Origin of the sequence: Pectobacterium brasiliense (assembly GCF_013449685.1) — a bacterium.
GTDB lineage: Bacteria > Pseudomonadota > Gammaproteobacteria > Enterobacterales > Enterobacteriaceae > Pectobacterium > Pectobacterium brasiliense_A.
In genome coordinates, this window is record NZ_JACDSF010000017.1 from 59047 (window position 1) to 76835 (window position 17789).

The following is a 17789-nucleotide window of genomic DNA, read 5'->3' on the forward strand; positions in this document are numbered from 1 at the left end:
GCTCCTTCTTCACATTCTGTTTTTTTATTCGTGGTCGATTCATTATTGCCGCTGACGCAGTCGCCCTTGCAGGAAAGAGAGCGCCAGCGCCAGCACTAAAATCACGCCGCTCAGCGCATCTTTGACGATAAAATTCAGCCCCATCAGGTTCAAACCGTTGGCGATCATACCGAGAAACAGCACGCCAATTAGCGTCCCCGCCACGTTGGGTCGCCCCTGCGCGTGGAACGCGGTGCCGATGAACACCGCGGCAATCGCGTCCATCAGGTAAGCCTGTCCGGCCAGCGGCGTAAACTGACGCAGATTGGCGGATAACACCACGCCACCGATAGCGCACGTCACCGACGTGACAATCAGCAGCCAGAACATCGTGCGCCGCACGTTAACGCCGGCAATCAGCGCCGCTGGCGCATTCAAGCCCATCGCATGAATACGTTTACCGGCAATCGTCCGTTCAAAAAACAGGTAATAGGCAAGCCACAGCACCGCCACAATCACGATCGGCACCGGAACGCCCCACAGATCGCTAACGGCCAAATCATGGTACTGCGGTGCCATCCGACGGTAAGCGATCGGCCCGCCGCCCTCGGTGTAAATGCGTTCGATGCTACTACCGATAAACCACGTCCCGAGCGTTGCCAAAAACGGCTTAATGCGGCAGTGAATAATCAGCACCGCGTTAAGCAAACCAATCAGTGCGCCTCCCGCTAATGCTGCCAACACCGCTGCCTGCCACGGCAAGCCATAGACTTTGAGTGCCACCAGCGCGAAGGCGGCACCAAAATCCAGCGCAACGCCCACGGACAGATCGATCCCACCTGCGGTCACCACTAGCGTCATAGCCAGAGCCACAATCAGCAGCACCGCACTGCCCTGCAGCAGATTTCCCCAGTTACCTAACGTCAAAAATATCGGGTTTTGCAGCGAGAAAAACACCAGAAAAGCCAGCAGAATGACCAGAAAACCATAACGAATAAAGAACGACAGCCCCAGTCTGCCGCCCGGCAGCGTAGGCTGCACCGCCAAAGAAGAAGGTTTCACGCGTGACTCCTTTGCCTGCGTAGCGAGGCGGCGGCGAGCACCACCAGAATCAGTACGCCCTTAATCGCGCCGACCCAGAAGATATCAACTCGCAGCAGCGCCAGACCGTTCGACAGGGCGTTCACCAGCAGCGTACCCAGCAATGCCCCCCAGATGGTGACCACCCGACGGCGTGAAAACGCCGCACCAAGAAACGTCGCCAATACCATCTCCAGCAACAGTGGTTCTGCCGTGCCGGGAGAACTGCCCGATCCTTGCGCCACCAGCGTCAGCGAGGCCAGCGCCGCCGCCAGCGCCCCTAGCAAATACGAACCGATAACCAGCGGCGTATGGGAAATGCCTGACAGTTGCGCCGCTTCGCGGTTTCCGCCCGCGGCCTGCAAATGCTGGCCCCAGCGGCTATGGTGAACGAGAAATTGAAACAAGAGGAAGACCAGCAGCATGAACCAGACCGCCAGCGGCAACCCTAGCAGGCTGCTATCGCGAAACGCCACAATCACCGGATCGCTCACGCTGATGCGCCGCTGCTGAGTCAGTAAATTGGTGAGCCCGATAACCGCCACGGAGCAGGCTAATGTCGCCAATAGCGGCGGTAGCCGAATCGCCACCACCAGCGCGGCATTCACCGCCCCTGCCAGTAGCGCAGCTCCTGCCACCAGCGCAATCAACCACGGGTAGCTGAACCCTGCGTTCGTCAAACCGTCGCTGATTATCGCCACGGCAAGTACCGCAATCGCAGGCAGCGAGAGATCGATACCGCCGGAGACAACATCGTCACCGCCGCCCGTAATGACGCAGACCAGCCCGAAGCACAGGATCGCTAGCGGCGCACTCTGGCGTAAAATAATGGTGATATTTTGCCAGCTGAGAAAATAAGGTGCGCTCAGGCAGAGGAACAGCAGCAGCGCCGCAAACAGCAGTAAGGGAATGTGATTGAAAAACCCGGCTAAACGCGGCGTTGCTCGGAGGGATTGTAAGGCACGAGTCATACCGCCTCCTGCATACGACCGCTGCTGGTCAACGTCAGCAGGCTATCCAGCGAGAGCTGTTCCGTCGGCACATCAGCGATGAGTTCACCGCGCCACATCACCAGAATGCGATCGCACAGCCCCAGAAGTTCACCGTCATCGCTGGAAGAAACGATAACGGCCCGCCCTTCTGCCGCGAGCTGCCGGGCAAGCTGATAGATTTCTGCTTTCGCGCCAATATCAACCCCCAGCGTCGGTTCATCAAGAATAAGCAGCCGGGTATCGGTCTTTAGCCAGCGCGCCAGTATCACCTTCTGCTGGTTACCGCCGCTTAAATTGCGCACGGGCACGCTGACATCGCGCGGCCGGATATCCAGCGTCTGCGCCAGATGGTTCGCCTGCGCTACAGCTTGCTTACGCCGCAGCCAACCGCGCCAGGCGACAGCGGGCAAGGAAGCCAGATTGATATTGTCCGCCACGGATAGCGGTAAAATCAGCCCATCGTGACGACGATCGCGCGGCACCAGCGCCATCCGCTGCGCGATGACCTGCACTGGAGAACGCGGGCGCAGCGTCTGACCATCAATCACAATATGTCCTTCACGGGCGGGCGTAATGCCATAGAGCGCATCAATCAGCGCCTCACGTCCCGAACCTAACAGCCCCGCAATGCCAACAATTTCTCCCGCCGCCACCTGAAAACGGATTGGCTGAAAATGCTGCCGATCCGTGAGCTGTTCAACCTGTAGCAGCGGCGTACCGCTTTTCTCTGTCTTGCGTTTCCCGTCAAACAGGCTGGCAATCTCTCGCCCCACCATCAGACGAATCATTCCATCGATATCCTTCGTCTCAGGATCGTCCAGCGTCGTCACACCCTTACCATTACGTAACACGGTGACGCGATCGCAAATATCCGCAATTTCATTGAGATAGTGAGAGACATAGATAATCGCAATACCGCGCTGTTTCAGCGTCTGGAGCGTATGCAGTAGCTGTGTGGCTTCCCGTGCTTCCAGCGGTGCCGTCGGTTCATCAAACACCACCAGCCGCGCCTTGCCGTCGATCAGCGCTCGTGCGACCTGCATCAGTTTGCGTTCCGCCAGACTTAACTCCCGGATGAGTCGATTGGCGTCTATCGATAAATTGAACGTATGCTGAAAAAACTGTTCCGTTTCACGCCGCATCGCCCGACGATCGACGCCTCGCCAGCGGTTCACTCGTTCCTGACCGAGAAACACCGATTCCGCCACGGTAAAATGGGGTATCAGATGCAGTTCCTGATGGATAAAGCGAATGCCGTGCGCGTGGATCACCGCGGGCGTCACAGCGCTCAACCGCTGCCCATCGACAGCGATCTCGCCGCCATCTGCGGCATAAACGCCAGCCAGAACCTTGATTAAGGTCGATTTCCCCGCGCCGTTTTCCCCGATCAGGCCGAGAATTTCTCCCGGCCGAACCGTTAGCGAGACATTGTCCAGCGCAGGAACCCCTGCAAACTGCTTGCTGATGTGCGTCATTGCCAGACCGCCGCCGGACGGCGACGGGGCTGAGTGATATCCCACCATAGGCTATTTCAGTTCGCCATAGCCAAGCTGTTTATAGACCGCCTTGGCTTCCGACTCCCCTTTGACAGGCAAGACGGGTACAAACGTCTGCGGCAGCAGTGTGGCACCCGCAAAATAGCGCGCGACGTTTTTCGCCGATGTGGTGCCAATCAGACGCGGCTGCTGCGCTACGTTGGCAACAAACGGACTGCCTTTCTCCGCCATAATTTCCAGCGTTTCTGGCCCGGCATCAATCGCTGTGACTTTCACGTCCTTGTCACGCCCCGTTTCCTCCAATGCTTGCACTACGCCGATGGCTGGCTGATCCCAGCAGGCAACGTGGATTGCATCCAACGTGCCTTTCGGGTACTGGCTCAGCAGCTCAAGGGTTTTCTTACGCGCATCTTCCGGCGAGTTGGAATATTGTTCGGCCAGCTCAGGCTGAATGATTTTGATCCCCGGATAATCCTGCAAAACGTATTTCCACAGGTCATAGCGAATACCACAGATGCGCAGCGCGTTAGAGAAGGCGTTGAAAACCGCGATGTTCCCTTTTCCGCCCAGCGCATCCGCCGTATAGCGCCCGATCGTCGAGCCAATCGCGTAGTTATCTGACGTCGTGTTATTGATGGAGTAAGACGAGACATGATCGACGGTAAAAACCGGAATCTTTGCCTCACGCAGCGCTTTAAACTTCGGTTCTACCGCGCTGTCGCCAAGAATACTGATCACGGCATCGACCTTGCGCGCCAGCAGAATATCGTGATTATTGGCATGAACCTGATTATCACGTCCCCCATCCACGCCCACGACCTGCCCACCAAGTTTCTCAATTTCTTCGGTCGCCCCTTTGTAGGCCTCACGGTCCCAAAAGTGCTGTGTTCCCACCACGGCAACACCAATGGTTTTTCCCTTCAATGACAGCGTCTCATCCGCTGCCTGAACAGAGGTCATTACCCCTGTAGCCAGCACGCACGCAGCGAGACGAGAAAAGCGAGTCTTCATCATTTTTATCCCGATTTTTATAAAATTATTAGCAGGGAAAGAGATTAGCAACGGGAAAAGTTAAATCGAAATAACAAAAATGATAATGGCTAGTGATTAAATAGAAATAGCATTGATAAACAGATGTAGCGATTTTTACTTATTGAATTTACAGGAATAAGTTATAAAAAATGCATCTTGTTTTTTATCCCTATAAAGTGAATGGTTAAGGTTCTTCTATACCCAAGGGAAAGTTTCACTAATACCACGATCGTTTCTGCATTTCTCCGCCGTTCCCTTTATACTGTGCGTTTTGTACCAAGACGAACGGCGAGACCCCTTCCGTAATGATGAATAACGATGTCCTGCGCAGCGTGCGCTATATGCTGAATTTGAATAATGACCACCTGCTGAAGATCCTGGCGCTGGTGGAGATGACCGTCCCTCCCCAGCAGTTGGCGAGCTACGTCAAAAAGGAAGGGGAAGAAGGTTATCAACCTTGCCCAGACATCGTGATGAGTTATTTCCTGAACGGGCTGATTCTGCAAAAACGTGGGCAAGATGAAAACCAGCCTGCGCCGCAGTTTGAGCGCAAGATGACCAACAATATTATTCTGAAAAAGCTGCGTGTCGCGTTTTCATTAAAAACGGATGATATTCAGGCGATCCTGCTGGCACAGAATTTCCGCATTTCAGTACCGGAAGTCACCGCGATGATGCGCGCGCCCGATCATAAAAACTATCGCACCTGTGGCGATCAGGTGATCCGCTACTTCCTGAAAGGGCTGACGGCGCGAGTACGCAAAGGCTAAAAGCGCCGTTAACGAAAGACGTGAGCGTTGCCTGACTGACCTTTTCTTATAAAGGCATCAGCAACGCTCGGTTTTGAGTACGGCATCTTTTAATACGGTATTGTTTAATACAGTATCAATGCTGTGTGTCATGCAGGATAGCGGTGACCAACTGCTCCAGCTCTTCTTCCTCAAGCTGAGTGACCTGCTGCACGCTGTTCTTATCCATTCCCGTTAGCAATAAATTACGGGCAATTTGTCTGGCACTACTTTTCATCCCTTGTTCAATGCCCTGTTCCAATCCTTGCTGGATACCGCGTTGGATCCCTTCCTCGAATCCCATTTTCTTCAATTGTTCTGCAATCGTCATAATGTCCTCCTGACCGGTTGATAGCGGTGCTGCCAGTGCGTCAATGAAATCTGCGGGTTTGGATGTGTTTCCCGCTTGTGCAATATACAATAACAGCGCCCGACGCTGCGTCAGCGGCACCGACCAGCGTTCAAATAGTAACCCAATCTCACGCGCCAGCTCCAGCATATCACGGGTACGAATATGCTTCTGTACCAGTTCCAGTAACGCCATACGTCGATGCGTGCGAATCTCATCATCCGAAATAGCAGTTAAATCCACCAGTGGGAAAGGCTGTTCATACAGCGCTTGTGCCAGTACGGGATCGGCGAAGCTGTCCAGCCAGCGGAGGCTGTAAGGATAAGGACGCACTCTGCCATGGTAAAACAGCAGCGGCACCACCAATGGTAAGCGATCGTGTCCCTGATCCAGATGTTGCTGCATAGCAGCCAGACAATAGCGTAGCAGCCGGAAAGCCATCAGCTTTTCCGGCCGACTTTGATGTTCAATCACACAGTAAATATACCCTTTGCCTGCGGTGGTATGCAGTGAGTACAGCACGTCCGATATCCGCGCGCGCAGCTTTTCATCAATAAACGACGCGGATTCCAATTGCAGCGTACTGAAATCACAGCGTTTGCGGATTTCATCCGGCAGATGAATCATCAGAAAATCCCGTGCGACTGCGATATCGCTTAAAAACTGTTTGAAGATCGCATCATGCGATGGCATCTCGTCCCCTTCCCTGTAGACCATGACTGAAAATTCAGTAGGGAGGGTAACGGGGACACGACAATAAAGCAGAAAACCGCGTAGAAAGTGGAAAGCGCCTCGAAGAAAAACCGGTTTATGTCGAGGCGCTGGCTGTAAGCAGAGAGCCGTTGCCGTCAGGCGGCTTCATGCTTTTCCATCATCAAGCGTGCAGGAGCAGCGTCAACGTGCAGCGCAGGATGACGGCAGAAGCGGACGACGTCACCGACCACCAGCAGGCTGGGCGACTGTGGCTGATAGCGCGCCAGCAGTGCCGGTAAGGTCGCCAGTGTTGCAGTTAATAACCGTTGATCCGGCTGGGTGCCGCGTTCGATAATCGCGACGGGCGTCTGCGCGGACAGCCCGTGCTCGATCAGACGCTGACACAGCCGACTGCTGTGGCTCAGCCCCATATAGAACACCAGCGTTTGCTGGCTGTCCGCCAGCGTCGGCCAGTCCAATTGCGGCTCGCCATCGCGCGAATGACCGGTCACGAAGCGCACCGACTGCGCACAAGCCCGGTGCGTCAGCGGTAGCCCTACGGCCGCCGCACAGCCTGTCGCGGCGGTAATACCGGGTACGACGTGGCAGACAATTCCGGCCTGTTGGGCATAATTCATCTCTTCACCGCCGCGGCCAAAAATAAACGGGTCACCGCCCTTGAGACGAATCACCCGTTGCCCGGCCTGCGCCAACTCGACCAACAGCTGATTGATTTTTTCCTGTGACAGACGGTGACAGCCGCGCGTTTTTCCTACGTCGATGCACAACGCCTGCTCCGGCACCAAATCCATAATCTCCGCCGACACCAGCCGATCGTAGACCACCACATCCGCCTGCTGGATTGCCCGCAACGCCTTCAGCGTCAGCAGTTCTGCATCACCCGGCCCTGCACCTACCAGCCAGATTTCACCGCCGAGTACAGGCTGACGCCGTTGGCCCTGCGCCAATATTGATTGTGTTGTCATCATGTCACACCTCATTACGCCGTGGCGCTCAACCTGCTTTTTTCAATTCATTGACCGTTATCGGCACATGCTGGCTCAATAACGCTTTCAGTTCGGGGATACAGGAACCACAGTTGGTCCCACATTTCAGCGAGCCCCCTAACGCTGATACGCTGTGGCACCCTTGACGAATCGCACCGACAATGATCGCTTCACCGACGCTATAGCAACTGCAAATCGTTGCGCCTTGCTGCACCTGCCCCTGCGGTGCCTGACCTGCCAACAACGCATGCCGCTCGTGCGGTCGCTGCGGTGGATGGATAAACGCCTGGCACACCGCATCGCTGTCGATGCGCAACGCCTGCGCGCTGACATAGCAAGCCAGCACGACGCGGCCCTCGCGCCAGCCAATCAGGTGAAATACGCCGTTACCCTGCGCGATCTGACACTGCATATTTTCTAACCCATAATGTTCCGTCAACCACGCCTGCCAATCGTCCACTGGCACGCGGTCGGCAAACAGGTACTGTGTCACCCCTGCATGCGGAATCTTGCTCCAATACGTTGCGGGCGGCGGCAGAACGTCATGCTCTGCGGGTAACGTTAATGACGCGGTAGGTGGCTCGTCAGCAAAAAATAGCGTTGCCTGCCAGGCGGTATGCCAGGGTTGGATACGCACCCGGCTGTGCTTGCTTTCCGGTTGGCCGGAATGGGGATCGGTAATCGGCGCCACTAAGCTGTCGGCCCGCGCCTGTGCGCTGAACTGCTGATTCCAATGCATCGGCACAAACACGCTACCGCGCACCTGTCCAGCGTCAATCCGCGCCCGCGCCAGCATCCAGCCGTGCACCGACGACAGGCGTACCAGATCGCCCGCCTGAATGTCATGCGTCTGCGCATCCTGCGGATGCAGCTCGCAGTAAGGCTCGCTGATATGACGCATCAGTCGGGCGGCTTTACCGGTACGCGTCATGGTGTGCCACTGATCGCGAATACGCCCCGTGTTCAGTACCAGCGGATACGTCGCGCTCCACGGGCTTTGCGGCAACGACGGCGTGACCGCCACCAGACGCGCTTTGCCATCGGCGTGCCAGAATCGGCCATCGTCACCCAGTCGAGCGCGCCCGTGTGGGTATGTCGCATTCACCGGCCACTGTATCGGTTCCAACTGCTGCCACTGCTGATTGCTGAGCGTCACCAGCCCGCTGATATCAAACGCGCGACTACCGTTATTCTCAAATCCAGAAAGCGCCGCATGTTCACGAAAGATCTCTGCCGGATGCTGATAAGCAAATGCCTCGGCAAACCCCATACGTTGCGCCACCTGACTCAACATCCACCAGTCGGCTTTGGCTTCCCCCGGCGCAGGCAGAAAGGCTCGCTGACGAGACACCCGGCGTTCGGAATTGGTTACCGTGCCGTCTTTTTCTCCCCAGCCCAAGGCCGGCAGTAAGATATTGGCGGTTTCTGCGGTATCGGTGTGGCGCATCACTTCGGAGACGATCACCAGCGGGCAGCGTTCCAGCGCCTGTTTCACCCGGTCAGCATCCGGCATCGACACCACCGGATTGGTGCCCATAATCCACACCGCTTTAATATCGCCGCGTTCAACCGCGCGAAACAGCTCCACGGCATTCAGGCCGGGCTGCGTCGCCACATTATCGCTCTGCCAGAAGCGCCCTACGCGCTCGATATCCTGCGGCGTAAAACCCATGTGGCTGGCAAGCTGATTGGCCAGCCCGCCAACTTCCCGCCCACCCATCGCATTTGGCTGTCCGGTTATCGAAAAGGGGCCGGAACCCGACACGCCGATTTTGCCGCTCAGCAGGTGAGCATTGATGATCGCGTTACATTTATCACTGCCCGAGGACGATTGATTAACACCCTGCGAATAGAGCGTGACCACTTTGTCGCTCATGCTAAACAGGTGATAAAAACGTGCGATATCGGCTTCATCTAACTGACAGAACTCCGCCACCTGCGCCACCGACCACGTCTGCGCCGACTGTAATGTCTCTTCTACACCGGAAAAACGCTCGGCCAATTCGGTGCGATCGATGCGTGGATCTTGTGCAATCCACTGCAGCAGGCCGTTGAACAGCCCGGCATCGCTACCGGGTTGCAGCGGTAAATGCAGATCGGCAATGTCGCAGGTTGCGGTACGTCGAGGATCGATCACCACCACTTGCATCTGTGGCCGCTGCTGTTTCGCCTGCATCAGCCGCTGATACACCACCGGATGTGCCCAGGCCGTGTTAGAACCGACCAGCACCACCACATCCGCCAGTTCGATATCTTCATAGTTGCAGGGAACAGCGTCTGCCCCCAGCCCGCGCTTGTAGCCGATCACCGCAGATGCCATGCACAGCCGCGAATTGGTATCCATATTGGCGACGCCAATAAAGCCCTTCATCAGCTTGTTGGCGACGTAGTAATCTTCCGTCAGCAGTTGACCTGAACCATAAAACGCCACCGACTGCGGACCGTGCTGCTGCATGGTCGCCAGCAGCCGTTCAGCCACCGTATCGAGCGCCTGAGCCCAGCTAACGCGACGGCCTTCCACGAGCGGCCACAATAGCCGGCCTTTCAAATCCAGCGTCTCTCCCAGCGCGGAGCCTTTGACGCACAGCCGACCCAAGTTCGCCGGATGGGCAGGATCCCCGCTGATCTTTACCGCACCTTGCCCATCGTGTTCTGCCAGCACGCCACAGCCGACGCCACAATAGGGGCAGGTTGTCCGACAGACGCGCGCGTTCATGATGCTTTCGCCATGGCAGTGTCTGCCAGCACGACGCCTTCAGGCACGGCTAACGGTTGACGGCATACCCAAATCTCGTCGTCTTCCACACGTACCGGCCAGGCACGCACGTACAGCGCGCTGTCATCCGGGCTCACACCATCCCGCAGCTTGAAGCGTTTCTTGTACAGCGGTGAAATCACCACCGGTTCACCCGCCACGTCACCGATCAACCCACGCGACAGCACATTCGCCCCGCTGCCTGGCTCGTGGTTTTCCAACGCGAACACCTGCTGCTCGCTACCCGGCAGGTGGAACAGCGCGATCTGCTGCTGTCCGAGGCGCGCCGCCATACCGGCATGACGTGGAATATCGCCCAACGTCGCCACCTGTACCCACTCCGCCTCATGCGCGGCGGGCTTCAGAGCAACCGGCTCTGGCGAGACCGCTTTTTCATGGTCCTGCGCCGGACGGATCTGTCCGCGTTCCGGCACCATCACTACCGCTTCATCTGGGCTATCGCTGTTCAGGAAGCCGCGGAATAGCGCCAGACGTTCCGGGCTTTCCAGCGTGGTTTGCCATTCGCACTGGTAGGCATCTACCACGCGCTGCATCTCTTTATCTAACTCTTCACCGATATTCAGGCTGTCTTCCAGAATCACCTGACGCAGATAGTCGATACCGCCTTCCAGATTATCCATCCAGGTGCTGGTACGCTGGAGACGATCGCCGGTGCGGATATAGAACATCAAGACCCGATCGATGGTGCGCAGCAGAGTTTCCGTATCCAGATCGCTGGCGAAGAGATCGGCATGGCGCGGTTTCATGCCGCCGTTGCCGCACACATACAGATTCCAGCCTTTATCTGTGGCAATCACACCGATATCTTTGCTTTGCGCCTCAGCACATTCACGGGTACAGCCGGAAACCGCCATTTTGACTTTATGCGGCGAACGCAGCCCCTTGTAACGGTGCTCCAGTTGGATCGCCAGCCCAGTGGAATCCTGCACGCCATAGCGGCACCAGGTCGATCCCACGCAGGATTTCACGGTACGCAGCGATTTGCCGTAGGCATGGCCGGTTTCAAATCCGGCATCGATCAGCTCACGCCAGATCTCTGGAAGCTGCTCCAGGCGCGCACCGAATAAATCCACGCGCTGACCGCCGGTGATCTTGGTGTACAGGTTATAGCGCTGCGCCACCTGACCGATCGCGATCAGCCCTTCCGGCGTGATCTCCCCTGCCGGCACGCGCGGCACCACGGAATACGTACCGTCTTTTTGGATGTTGGCAAAGAAACGATCGTTGGTATCCTGCAGCGGCAGGTGCTGCGGTTGCAGCAGATAATCATTCCAGCAGGACGCCAGCATCGACCCCACCAGCGGCTTACACACTTCGCAGCCTAAACCGTGGCCGTAACGCTCAAGGAGGCTATCGAACGAACGGATCTCATGCACGCGAATCAGGTGGTACAGCTCCTGACGCGAATAGGCGAAGTGCTCACAAATGTCCTTCTTCACTTCAACACCCAACTGCGTCAGTTCATACTCCATCACCTGTTTCAGCAGCGGCACACAGCCGCCGCAGCCCGTTCCCGCTTTGGTGCAGGTTTTCAGCGCGCCCAGTTCGCCGCAGCCGCCTGCCACCGCCGCCGAGATATCGCTTTTGCTAACGTTATGACAGGAGCAAATCTGTGCGCTAGCCGGTAATGCCGCCACACCCAATCCTTTCGGTGCATCGCCAGAACGCGCAGGCAAAATCAATCCTTCCGGCTGTTTAGGCAACGGCATATCGTTGAGCATCATTTGCAGTAGCGTGCTGTAATCGCTGCTGTCGCCGATCAATACCGCCCCCAGTAAACACTTGCCGTCGGCAGAGACGACAATTTTCTTGTAGACCTCGTTCGGGCCGTCCGTCCACTGGTAGCTTTGGCTCCCCACCGTGCGCCCATGTGCATCGCCAATCGAGGCGACTTCAACGCCCAACAGCTTCAACTTGGTGCTCATGTCCGCACCGGTAAATGGCGTATCGCGCTGCGCCAGCGTATCCGCCACGCTACGTGCCATCTGGTAGCCTGGTGCCACCAGCCCAAAAATTTGGCCTTTCCACAGCGCACACTCGCCGATGGCAAAAATTGCGTCATCGGAGGTCTGGCAGCGGTCGTCAATCACGATGCCACCGCGCGGCCCTTTCTCTAAATCGCAGCTATCTGCCAGCTTGTCACGCGGGCGAATCCCGGCGGAAAACAGCACCAGATCGGTTTCCAATACGCTGCCGTCAGCAAAGCAGAGGCGATGCAACGCCTGCTCGCCGTCGGTGATCTCGCGCGTTTCTTTGCTGAGATGAATCTGTACGCCCAGCGCCTCAATTTTGCGCCGCAGCATCGTAGCTCCGCCGTCATCCAGCTGCACCGCCATCAGGCGCGGTGCAAACTCCACCACATGGGTGTCCAGCCCCAGTTGACGCAGGGCGTTGGCCGCTTCCAGCCCCAGCAGGCCACCACCAATCACCACGCCAGACTTGGCCTTTTTCGCCTGTGCGGCAATCGCGTCCAGATCGTCCAACGTGCGATAAACCAGACAGCCGGGACGCGTATTGCCGAGAATCGGCGGAACAAAGGCATAAGAGCCGGTCGCCAGCACCAGCTTGTCGTAGGCAGTTTCCCTGCCCTGCGCGTCGCACACGCATTGACGTTCACGGTCGATCGCCACGATCTCACTAGCGCTGCGCAGCTCAATGCCGCTCTCAGCAAAAAAGCCGTCTTTTACCAGCGACAAAGAGGCGGCGCTGCGGCCGGAAAAATACTCGGAGAGGTGAACGCGGTCATAGGCTTCATGACGTTCTTCACCAAATACGACAATGTGGTAATGCTGATGCAGGTCGCGTTCAACCAGCTGTTCAAGAAAATAGTGGCCGACCATACCGTGGCCGACGACCACCAAAATAGGTTTGCTCATGACAGGAATCCTTACAGCTTCAGGCTGTGGGTCAGAATCAGGGGAAGAAAGGCCGAAAAGCAGCGAGGCAGGCGGAGTCATCTCGCCCGCTGTCGTGCTCTCCATCGCGGCCAGCAGGCGCGGGCTGTCGTCGGTGTCGCCATACAGCAGGACACCGCTCAGCCGCCCGTCGCGCAGTAGCAGACGACGGTAGTGCTGCGTCTGCGGATCAAAAAGGGTGTACACCTCATCATCGGGTGCCACGTTAATATCGCCGCCGCTGACCACGCCAATTCCCGTGACTTTCAGCCGCGTTGCCGCCTGTTCACGCTGATAGTCTTTCGGTGTGTGTCCGGCAAGGCGCTGTGCCACCAGCGTGGCATGGGCGAAACACGGGGCAACCAGCCCGAAGGTTTCGCCATTGAGTTCACAGCATTCGCCGATCGCGCTGATGTACGGATCGGCAGTTTGCAGTTGTCCATCCACCAGCACGCCACGGTTGCAGGGCAAGCCGCATTCGCGCGCCAGTTGGCTAGCAGGAATCACTCCCGCCGTCACCACCACCAGACCTGCCGGAATCGTGCGGCCATCTGCCAGCGCGACCGCCGTCACCCCGCGTTCATCGCCATGCAGCGCCACCACCTGCACATCCGTCTCGCAGGCAATGCCGCGTTCGCGCAGGCTGTCGCACAGCAGGTCACTCGCCGTGGCGTCCAGTTGACGCTCCATGAGAACCGGAACGCGATGCAGCAACGTGACGTCGGCACCACGCAGTTGCAGCGCCGCGGCGGCTTCAATGCCGAGCAAACCGCCGCCAATCACCACCGCAGGAACGGACTGGCCAATCGTCGCCAACATCAGCTCGACATCATCCAGCGTGCGGAAGCCGCACACGCCCGCCAGATCGATACCGGGCATCGGCGGCATAAACGGCGTAGATCCGGTCGCCAACACCAGATGATCGTAATGCAACTGCCGTTGCGTCGTTGTCACCTCACGCTGCTGGCGATCGATATGGGTTACCCGCTCACCCAGCAGATAATTGACCGGCAGCGCCGCATCGTCGTCGATAGCCGCAGGCGTCAGCAGCGTATCCGTAAACGCTTTTTCGCCGCTCAATACCGGCGACAGCAGGATACGGTTATAGCTGGCACGCGGTTCATCACCAATCACGGTGATTCGATAGCGCGTTGCGGCCAGTTGGCGCAGCACATCGACGAATCGCGCACTCGCCATCCCGTTACCAATCACAATCAGATGCGGTTTCATCATCGTTCCGGCCTCGCTGTCAGGCTGCTTTAGGCTGTTTTTCATATAAGAAATGCAGCACCTGCTGACGGTAATGGTGGTAGCGTGGATCGTCGGCCAGTACGACGCGTGAACGCGGACGTTCCAGCTCAACTTTCATGATTTCACCGACCGTCGCCGCGGGGCCGTTGGTCATCATCAGCACGCGATCCGACAGCAGCACTGCTTCGTCGACATCGTGGGTAATCAGCACAATCGTGGTTTGCAACCGCTGCTGAATCTCCATCACCGCATCCTGAAGATGTGCGCGGGTCAGCGCATCCAGCGCGCCGAACGGTTCATCCATCAGCAGGACTTTCGGCTTCATGGCCAGCGCGCGGGCGATACCTACACGCTGCTTCATCCCGCCGGAGATCTCATTCGGTCGCTTGTTCAGCGCGTGCTCCATATGCACCAGTTCGAGATTGTGAGTAATCCATTCGTGCATTTCGCGCTTGTTCATCTGGCCGCGAAACACCTGGCGTACCGCCAGCGCCACGTTTTCATAGGTGGTCAACCACGGCAGCAGCGAGTGGTTCTGAAAGACCACGCCGCGCTCCGGCCCCGGACCGTCGATTTCACGGTTGTCACAAAGTAGGCCGCCGCTGCTCGGCAGCGTCAGACCCGCAATCAGGTTCAATAACGTAGATTTGCCACAGCCGGAATGGCCGATCAGGCTGATCGTCTCACCGGTGTGAATATCAAAACTCACCTGATCCAGCGCCAGAAACTCACCGCTGGCGGTATTGAAACGCTGGCTCACCTGCTGCACTTGAATAATGGGTGTTGTACGCATCGTCGGCTCCTTAGCGGTTGTCATAGCTGAAACGGTTAGCAATCCACACCAGTCCCTGCTCAAGCAGCAGACCGATAACGCCAATCACCACGATGGCGATAATGATGTTTTCCACATTCAGGTTGTTCCACTCGTTCCAAATCCAGAAGCCGATACCGACGCCGCCGGTCAGCATTTCCGCCGCCACAATCACCAGCCAGGCGACACCAATCGACAGGCGCACACCGGTCAACACGTTAGGCAGCACCGCCGGCAGCAGAATTTTGCGCATGATGGTGAATTCAGAGAGCTTCAACACCCGCGCCACGTTCAGGTAATCCTGCGGGATACGGCGCACGCCTTCGGCGGTGTTGAGGATCATCGGCCAGATGGAGCAGATAAAAATGGTCCAACTGGATGCCGGTTCGGCACGCTGGAACAGCAGCAGGCCGATAGGCAGCCAGGCCAGTGGACTGACCGGACGCAACAGCGAAATGATCGGATTAAGCATGTTGGCCAGAAACGTAAAACGACCAATCAGGAAACCAGCAGGAATGCCGACCAGTGCCGCCAGTCCGAAGCCAATGCCAACACGTTGCAGCGAGGCCAATACGTTCCAACCGATGCCCTGATCGTTCGGCCCTGCGATGTAAAACGGATCGGCAAAGAGGCTGAGCGCCGCAAGCCAGGTCGTCCACGGCGTCGGGAAGTTTTCGCTGTTGAGCGCAGCAATCTGCCAGACTGCAACCAGCAGCCCCAGCCCCAGTACCGCAGGAAAAAGTTGTTGAAACAGCTTGCGCAGCAGCGGGCGGTAGGAGAAAGCCGGTGCCGCCGGTGCTTTTGCAGGCGTTGCGGGTTTAGTTGGCAGCGGCGTAATGTCGGCGCTGTGTACGGTTTCCGGGGCGTTATCCGCGGTAATTGGAATGACCTGGGCCTGGTTTTTCATCATCAACCTCACTTATTTCTTCACGCTAAAACTGTTGGCATAACCCGCTGGATCGCTACCATCCCAGCGACGGCCATCGATGAGCACGCTGCTGCGCATGTCGCTACCGGGCAATGGCACATTCCCCACGGCATCGGCCGCCTGCTTATAGATATCAATACGGTTAACCTGCTTCGCGACAGCCAGATAATCCGGCTCTTCGGTGAGCAAGCCCCAGCGTTTGTGCTGGGTGAGGAACCACATGCCGTCGGACAGGTACGGGTAGTTCACGGAACCGTCGTGGTAGAAACGCATCGCGTGTTCGTCTTTCCAGCTTTTCCCCAGCCCGTTCTCGTACTGGCCCAGCATGCGTCCGACGATGGTTTCTTCTTTGGCATTGATGTACGCGCGTCCGGCAACCACGCCAGCTGTTTCACGGCGGTTGTCATCAGAGGCATCAATCCAGCGTGAGGCATCGAGGATCGCGGCGGTCAGCGCGCGGGCGCTATTCGGGTTGGCGTTTACCCAGTCAGCGCGGGTGCCCAGCACTTTTTCCGGGTGATCCGGCCAAATGTCTTGCGAGGTGGCGGCAGTAAAGCCGATGTTTTCGCTGATGGCACGCTGGTTCCACGGTTCGCCGACGCAATAACCGACCATGTTGCCAATCTTCATGTTCATCACCATCTGCGGCGGCGGCACCACCACGGTGCGCACGTCGTTCAGCGGATGAATGCCGGCGGAGGCCAGCCAGTAATAGAGCCACATGGCGTGCGTGCCGGTTGGGAAGGTTTGCGCGAAGGTATAAGTGCCCGCAGGGCTAGCTGCGATATACTTTTGCAGCGCGGCGAGATCCGTGACGTTGGCTGCACGCAGCTGGTTCGCCAGCGTGATGCCTTGTCCGTTCTGGTTGAGCGTCATCAGTGCAGCCATGTTGCTCTGCGATCCAGACAGCCCCATTTGCAGACCGTACAGCTGCCCGTACAGAATGTGGGCGGCATCCAGCTCGCCCGATACCAGCTTGTCGCGTACCGCGGCCCAACTGGCTTCTTTGCTGGGAACAATGGTGATGCCGTATTTCTTATCGAAGCCTTTCACTGCGGCCATCACGACCGAGGCGCAGTCCGTCAACGGGATAAACCCGACCCGAATTTCCTTTTTCTCCGGCGCGTCGGAACCGGCAGCCCAGGCGCTATTCATCAACCCCGGCAGCATCAGGCTGCCTCCCAGTGCAGCACTCCCCAACAGAAACTGGCGGCGAGAGACGGTCATGCTTTTGGTTTTGGAATCACTCATCAACGACACCCTTGCGCAAAACACCTTTTCAGGCGGTAAAAACAAAAACGGCGTCCACAAGCCCATGCAGAATCTGCACGCTTATGGACGCCGTTGTCCGATTAACACCTTCCGCACCGCCGTTGGCCCGAAACGCATTATGAATGTTTGGTTGTTGCTAATGAGTTAAAGCAAGGTTTGTGCCAGCTATCACAGTTTTGAGCATTCCACTTCGCAGGAGCCGTCTCTTAGTCACATTTCTATACAGACTCAGAGACCGTTTCGTGCGCCATACCGCCACCATGATATGCGATACCGTACACGCGCCCGACGCAGGGCGCTCAAGCGCCGCAGCCCTGCGAACCCTGGCTTCTGGCTAAATTATGCCGCTACGCGGTGCCATCGGTGGACATGACCGCTAATCGAGCCGCCAGTGACGCGTTCCCGACGCGGCACTGACTTTCGCGGCATCCATGCCGCTCA

General features: G+C 57.3%; 12 protein-coding genes. 1 reads left to right on the plus strand and 11 read right to left on the minus strand.

Annotated features, from left to right (window positions below):
• Window positions 1-42 precede the first annotated feature (42 nt).
• The 4 genes from H0248_RS08050 to H0248_RS08065 are packed head-to-tail and all read right to left on the minus strand — an operon-like array spanning window position 43 to window position 4558.
• Window positions 43-1041 carry an ABC transporter permease gene (locus tag H0248_RS08050; RefSeq protein ID WP_180785472.1) on the minus strand — a complete coding sequence of 333 codons (999 nt, stop codon included), beginning with the start codon at window positions 1039-1041 and terminating at the stop codon, window positions 43-45.
• On the minus strand, window positions 1038-2030 hold the full coding sequence (locus H0248_RS08055) for an ABC transporter permease (protein WP_180785474.1): 993 nt from the start codon (window positions 2028-2030) through the stop codon (window positions 1038-1040). Before H0248_RS08055 ends, H0248_RS08050 begins: the two co-directional genes overlap by 4 nt.
• Window positions 2027-3574: a sugar ABC transporter ATP-binding protein gene (locus H0248_RS08060; RefSeq protein WP_180785477.1), complete on the minus strand. Its 1548-nt coding sequence runs from the start codon at window positions 3572-3574 to the stop codon at window positions 2027-2029. Before H0248_RS08060 ends, H0248_RS08055 begins: the two co-directional genes overlap by 4 nt.
• A gap of 3 nt (window positions 3575-3577) precedes the next feature.
• Entirely contained in the window at window positions 3578-4558 is a 981-nt protein-coding gene (locus H0248_RS08065; protein WP_374705263.1) for a sugar ABC transporter substrate-binding protein, read from the minus strand.
• A 326-nt stretch (window positions 4559-4884) separates the two neighbouring features.
• Between H0248_RS08065 and H0248_RS08070 the strand changes: the two genes are divergently transcribed.
• Window positions 4885-5349 (plus strand): YehS family protein, encoded by a 465-nt coding sequence (locus H0248_RS08070; protein ID WP_039298484.1) that lies wholly within the window; start codon window positions 4885-4887, stop codon window positions 5347-5349.
• 115 nt (window positions 5350-5464) lie between these two features.
• On the opposite strand, the gene H0248_RS08075 is transcribed toward H0248_RS08070, so the two are convergent.
• From H0248_RS08075 to H0248_RS08105, 7 genes are all read right to left on the minus strand, one after another.
• The gene (locus H0248_RS08075; RefSeq protein WP_180785478.1) at window positions 5465-6409 is read right to left on the minus strand and encodes an Rpn family recombination-promoting nuclease/putative transposase; all 945 of its coding nucleotides are present in this window, start codon (window positions 6407-6409) and stop codon (window positions 5465-5467) included.
• A 155-nt stretch (window positions 6410-6564) separates the two neighbouring features.
• Window positions 6565-7398 carry a uroporphyrinogen-III C-methyltransferase gene (gene cobA / locus H0248_RS08080; RefSeq protein WP_180785479.1) on the minus strand — a complete coding sequence of 278 codons (834 nt, stop codon included), beginning with the start codon at window positions 7396-7398 and terminating at the stop codon, window positions 6565-6567.
• Window positions 7399-7423: 25 nt separating this feature from the next.
• Window positions 7424-10132: a nitrate reductase gene (locus H0248_RS08085; protein ID WP_180785482.1), complete on the minus strand. Its 2709-nt coding sequence runs from the start codon at window positions 10130-10132 to the stop codon at window positions 7424-7426.
• Window positions 10129-14316 carry a nitrite reductase large subunit NirB gene (gene nirB, locus H0248_RS08090; protein ID WP_180785752.1) on the minus strand — a complete coding sequence of 1396 codons (4188 nt, stop codon included), beginning with the start codon at window positions 14314-14316 and terminating at the stop codon, window positions 10129-10131. The genes H0248_RS08085 and nirB overlap by 4 nt, the downstream gene beginning before the upstream one ends.
• A gap of 19 nt (window positions 14317-14335) precedes the next feature.
• Window positions 14336-15130, minus strand: coding sequence for an ABC transporter ATP-binding protein (locus H0248_RS08095; protein ID WP_010295297.1), 795 nt, complete (start codon window positions 15128-15130; stop codon window positions 14336-14338).
• Between the two features lie 10 nt (window positions 15131-15140).
• Window positions 15141-16055: a nitrate ABC transporter permease gene (gene ntrB, locus H0248_RS08100; protein WP_180785753.1), complete on the minus strand. Its 915-nt coding sequence runs from the start codon at window positions 16053-16055 to the stop codon at window positions 15141-15143.
• 12 nt (window positions 16056-16067) lie between these two features.
• The gene (locus H0248_RS08105; protein ID WP_039506155.1) at window positions 16068-17327 is read right to left on the minus strand and encodes a CmpA/NrtA family ABC transporter substrate-binding protein; all 1260 of its coding nucleotides are present in this window, start codon (window positions 17325-17327) and stop codon (window positions 16068-16070) included.
• Between the last annotated feature and the right edge of the window lie 462 nt (window positions 17328-17789).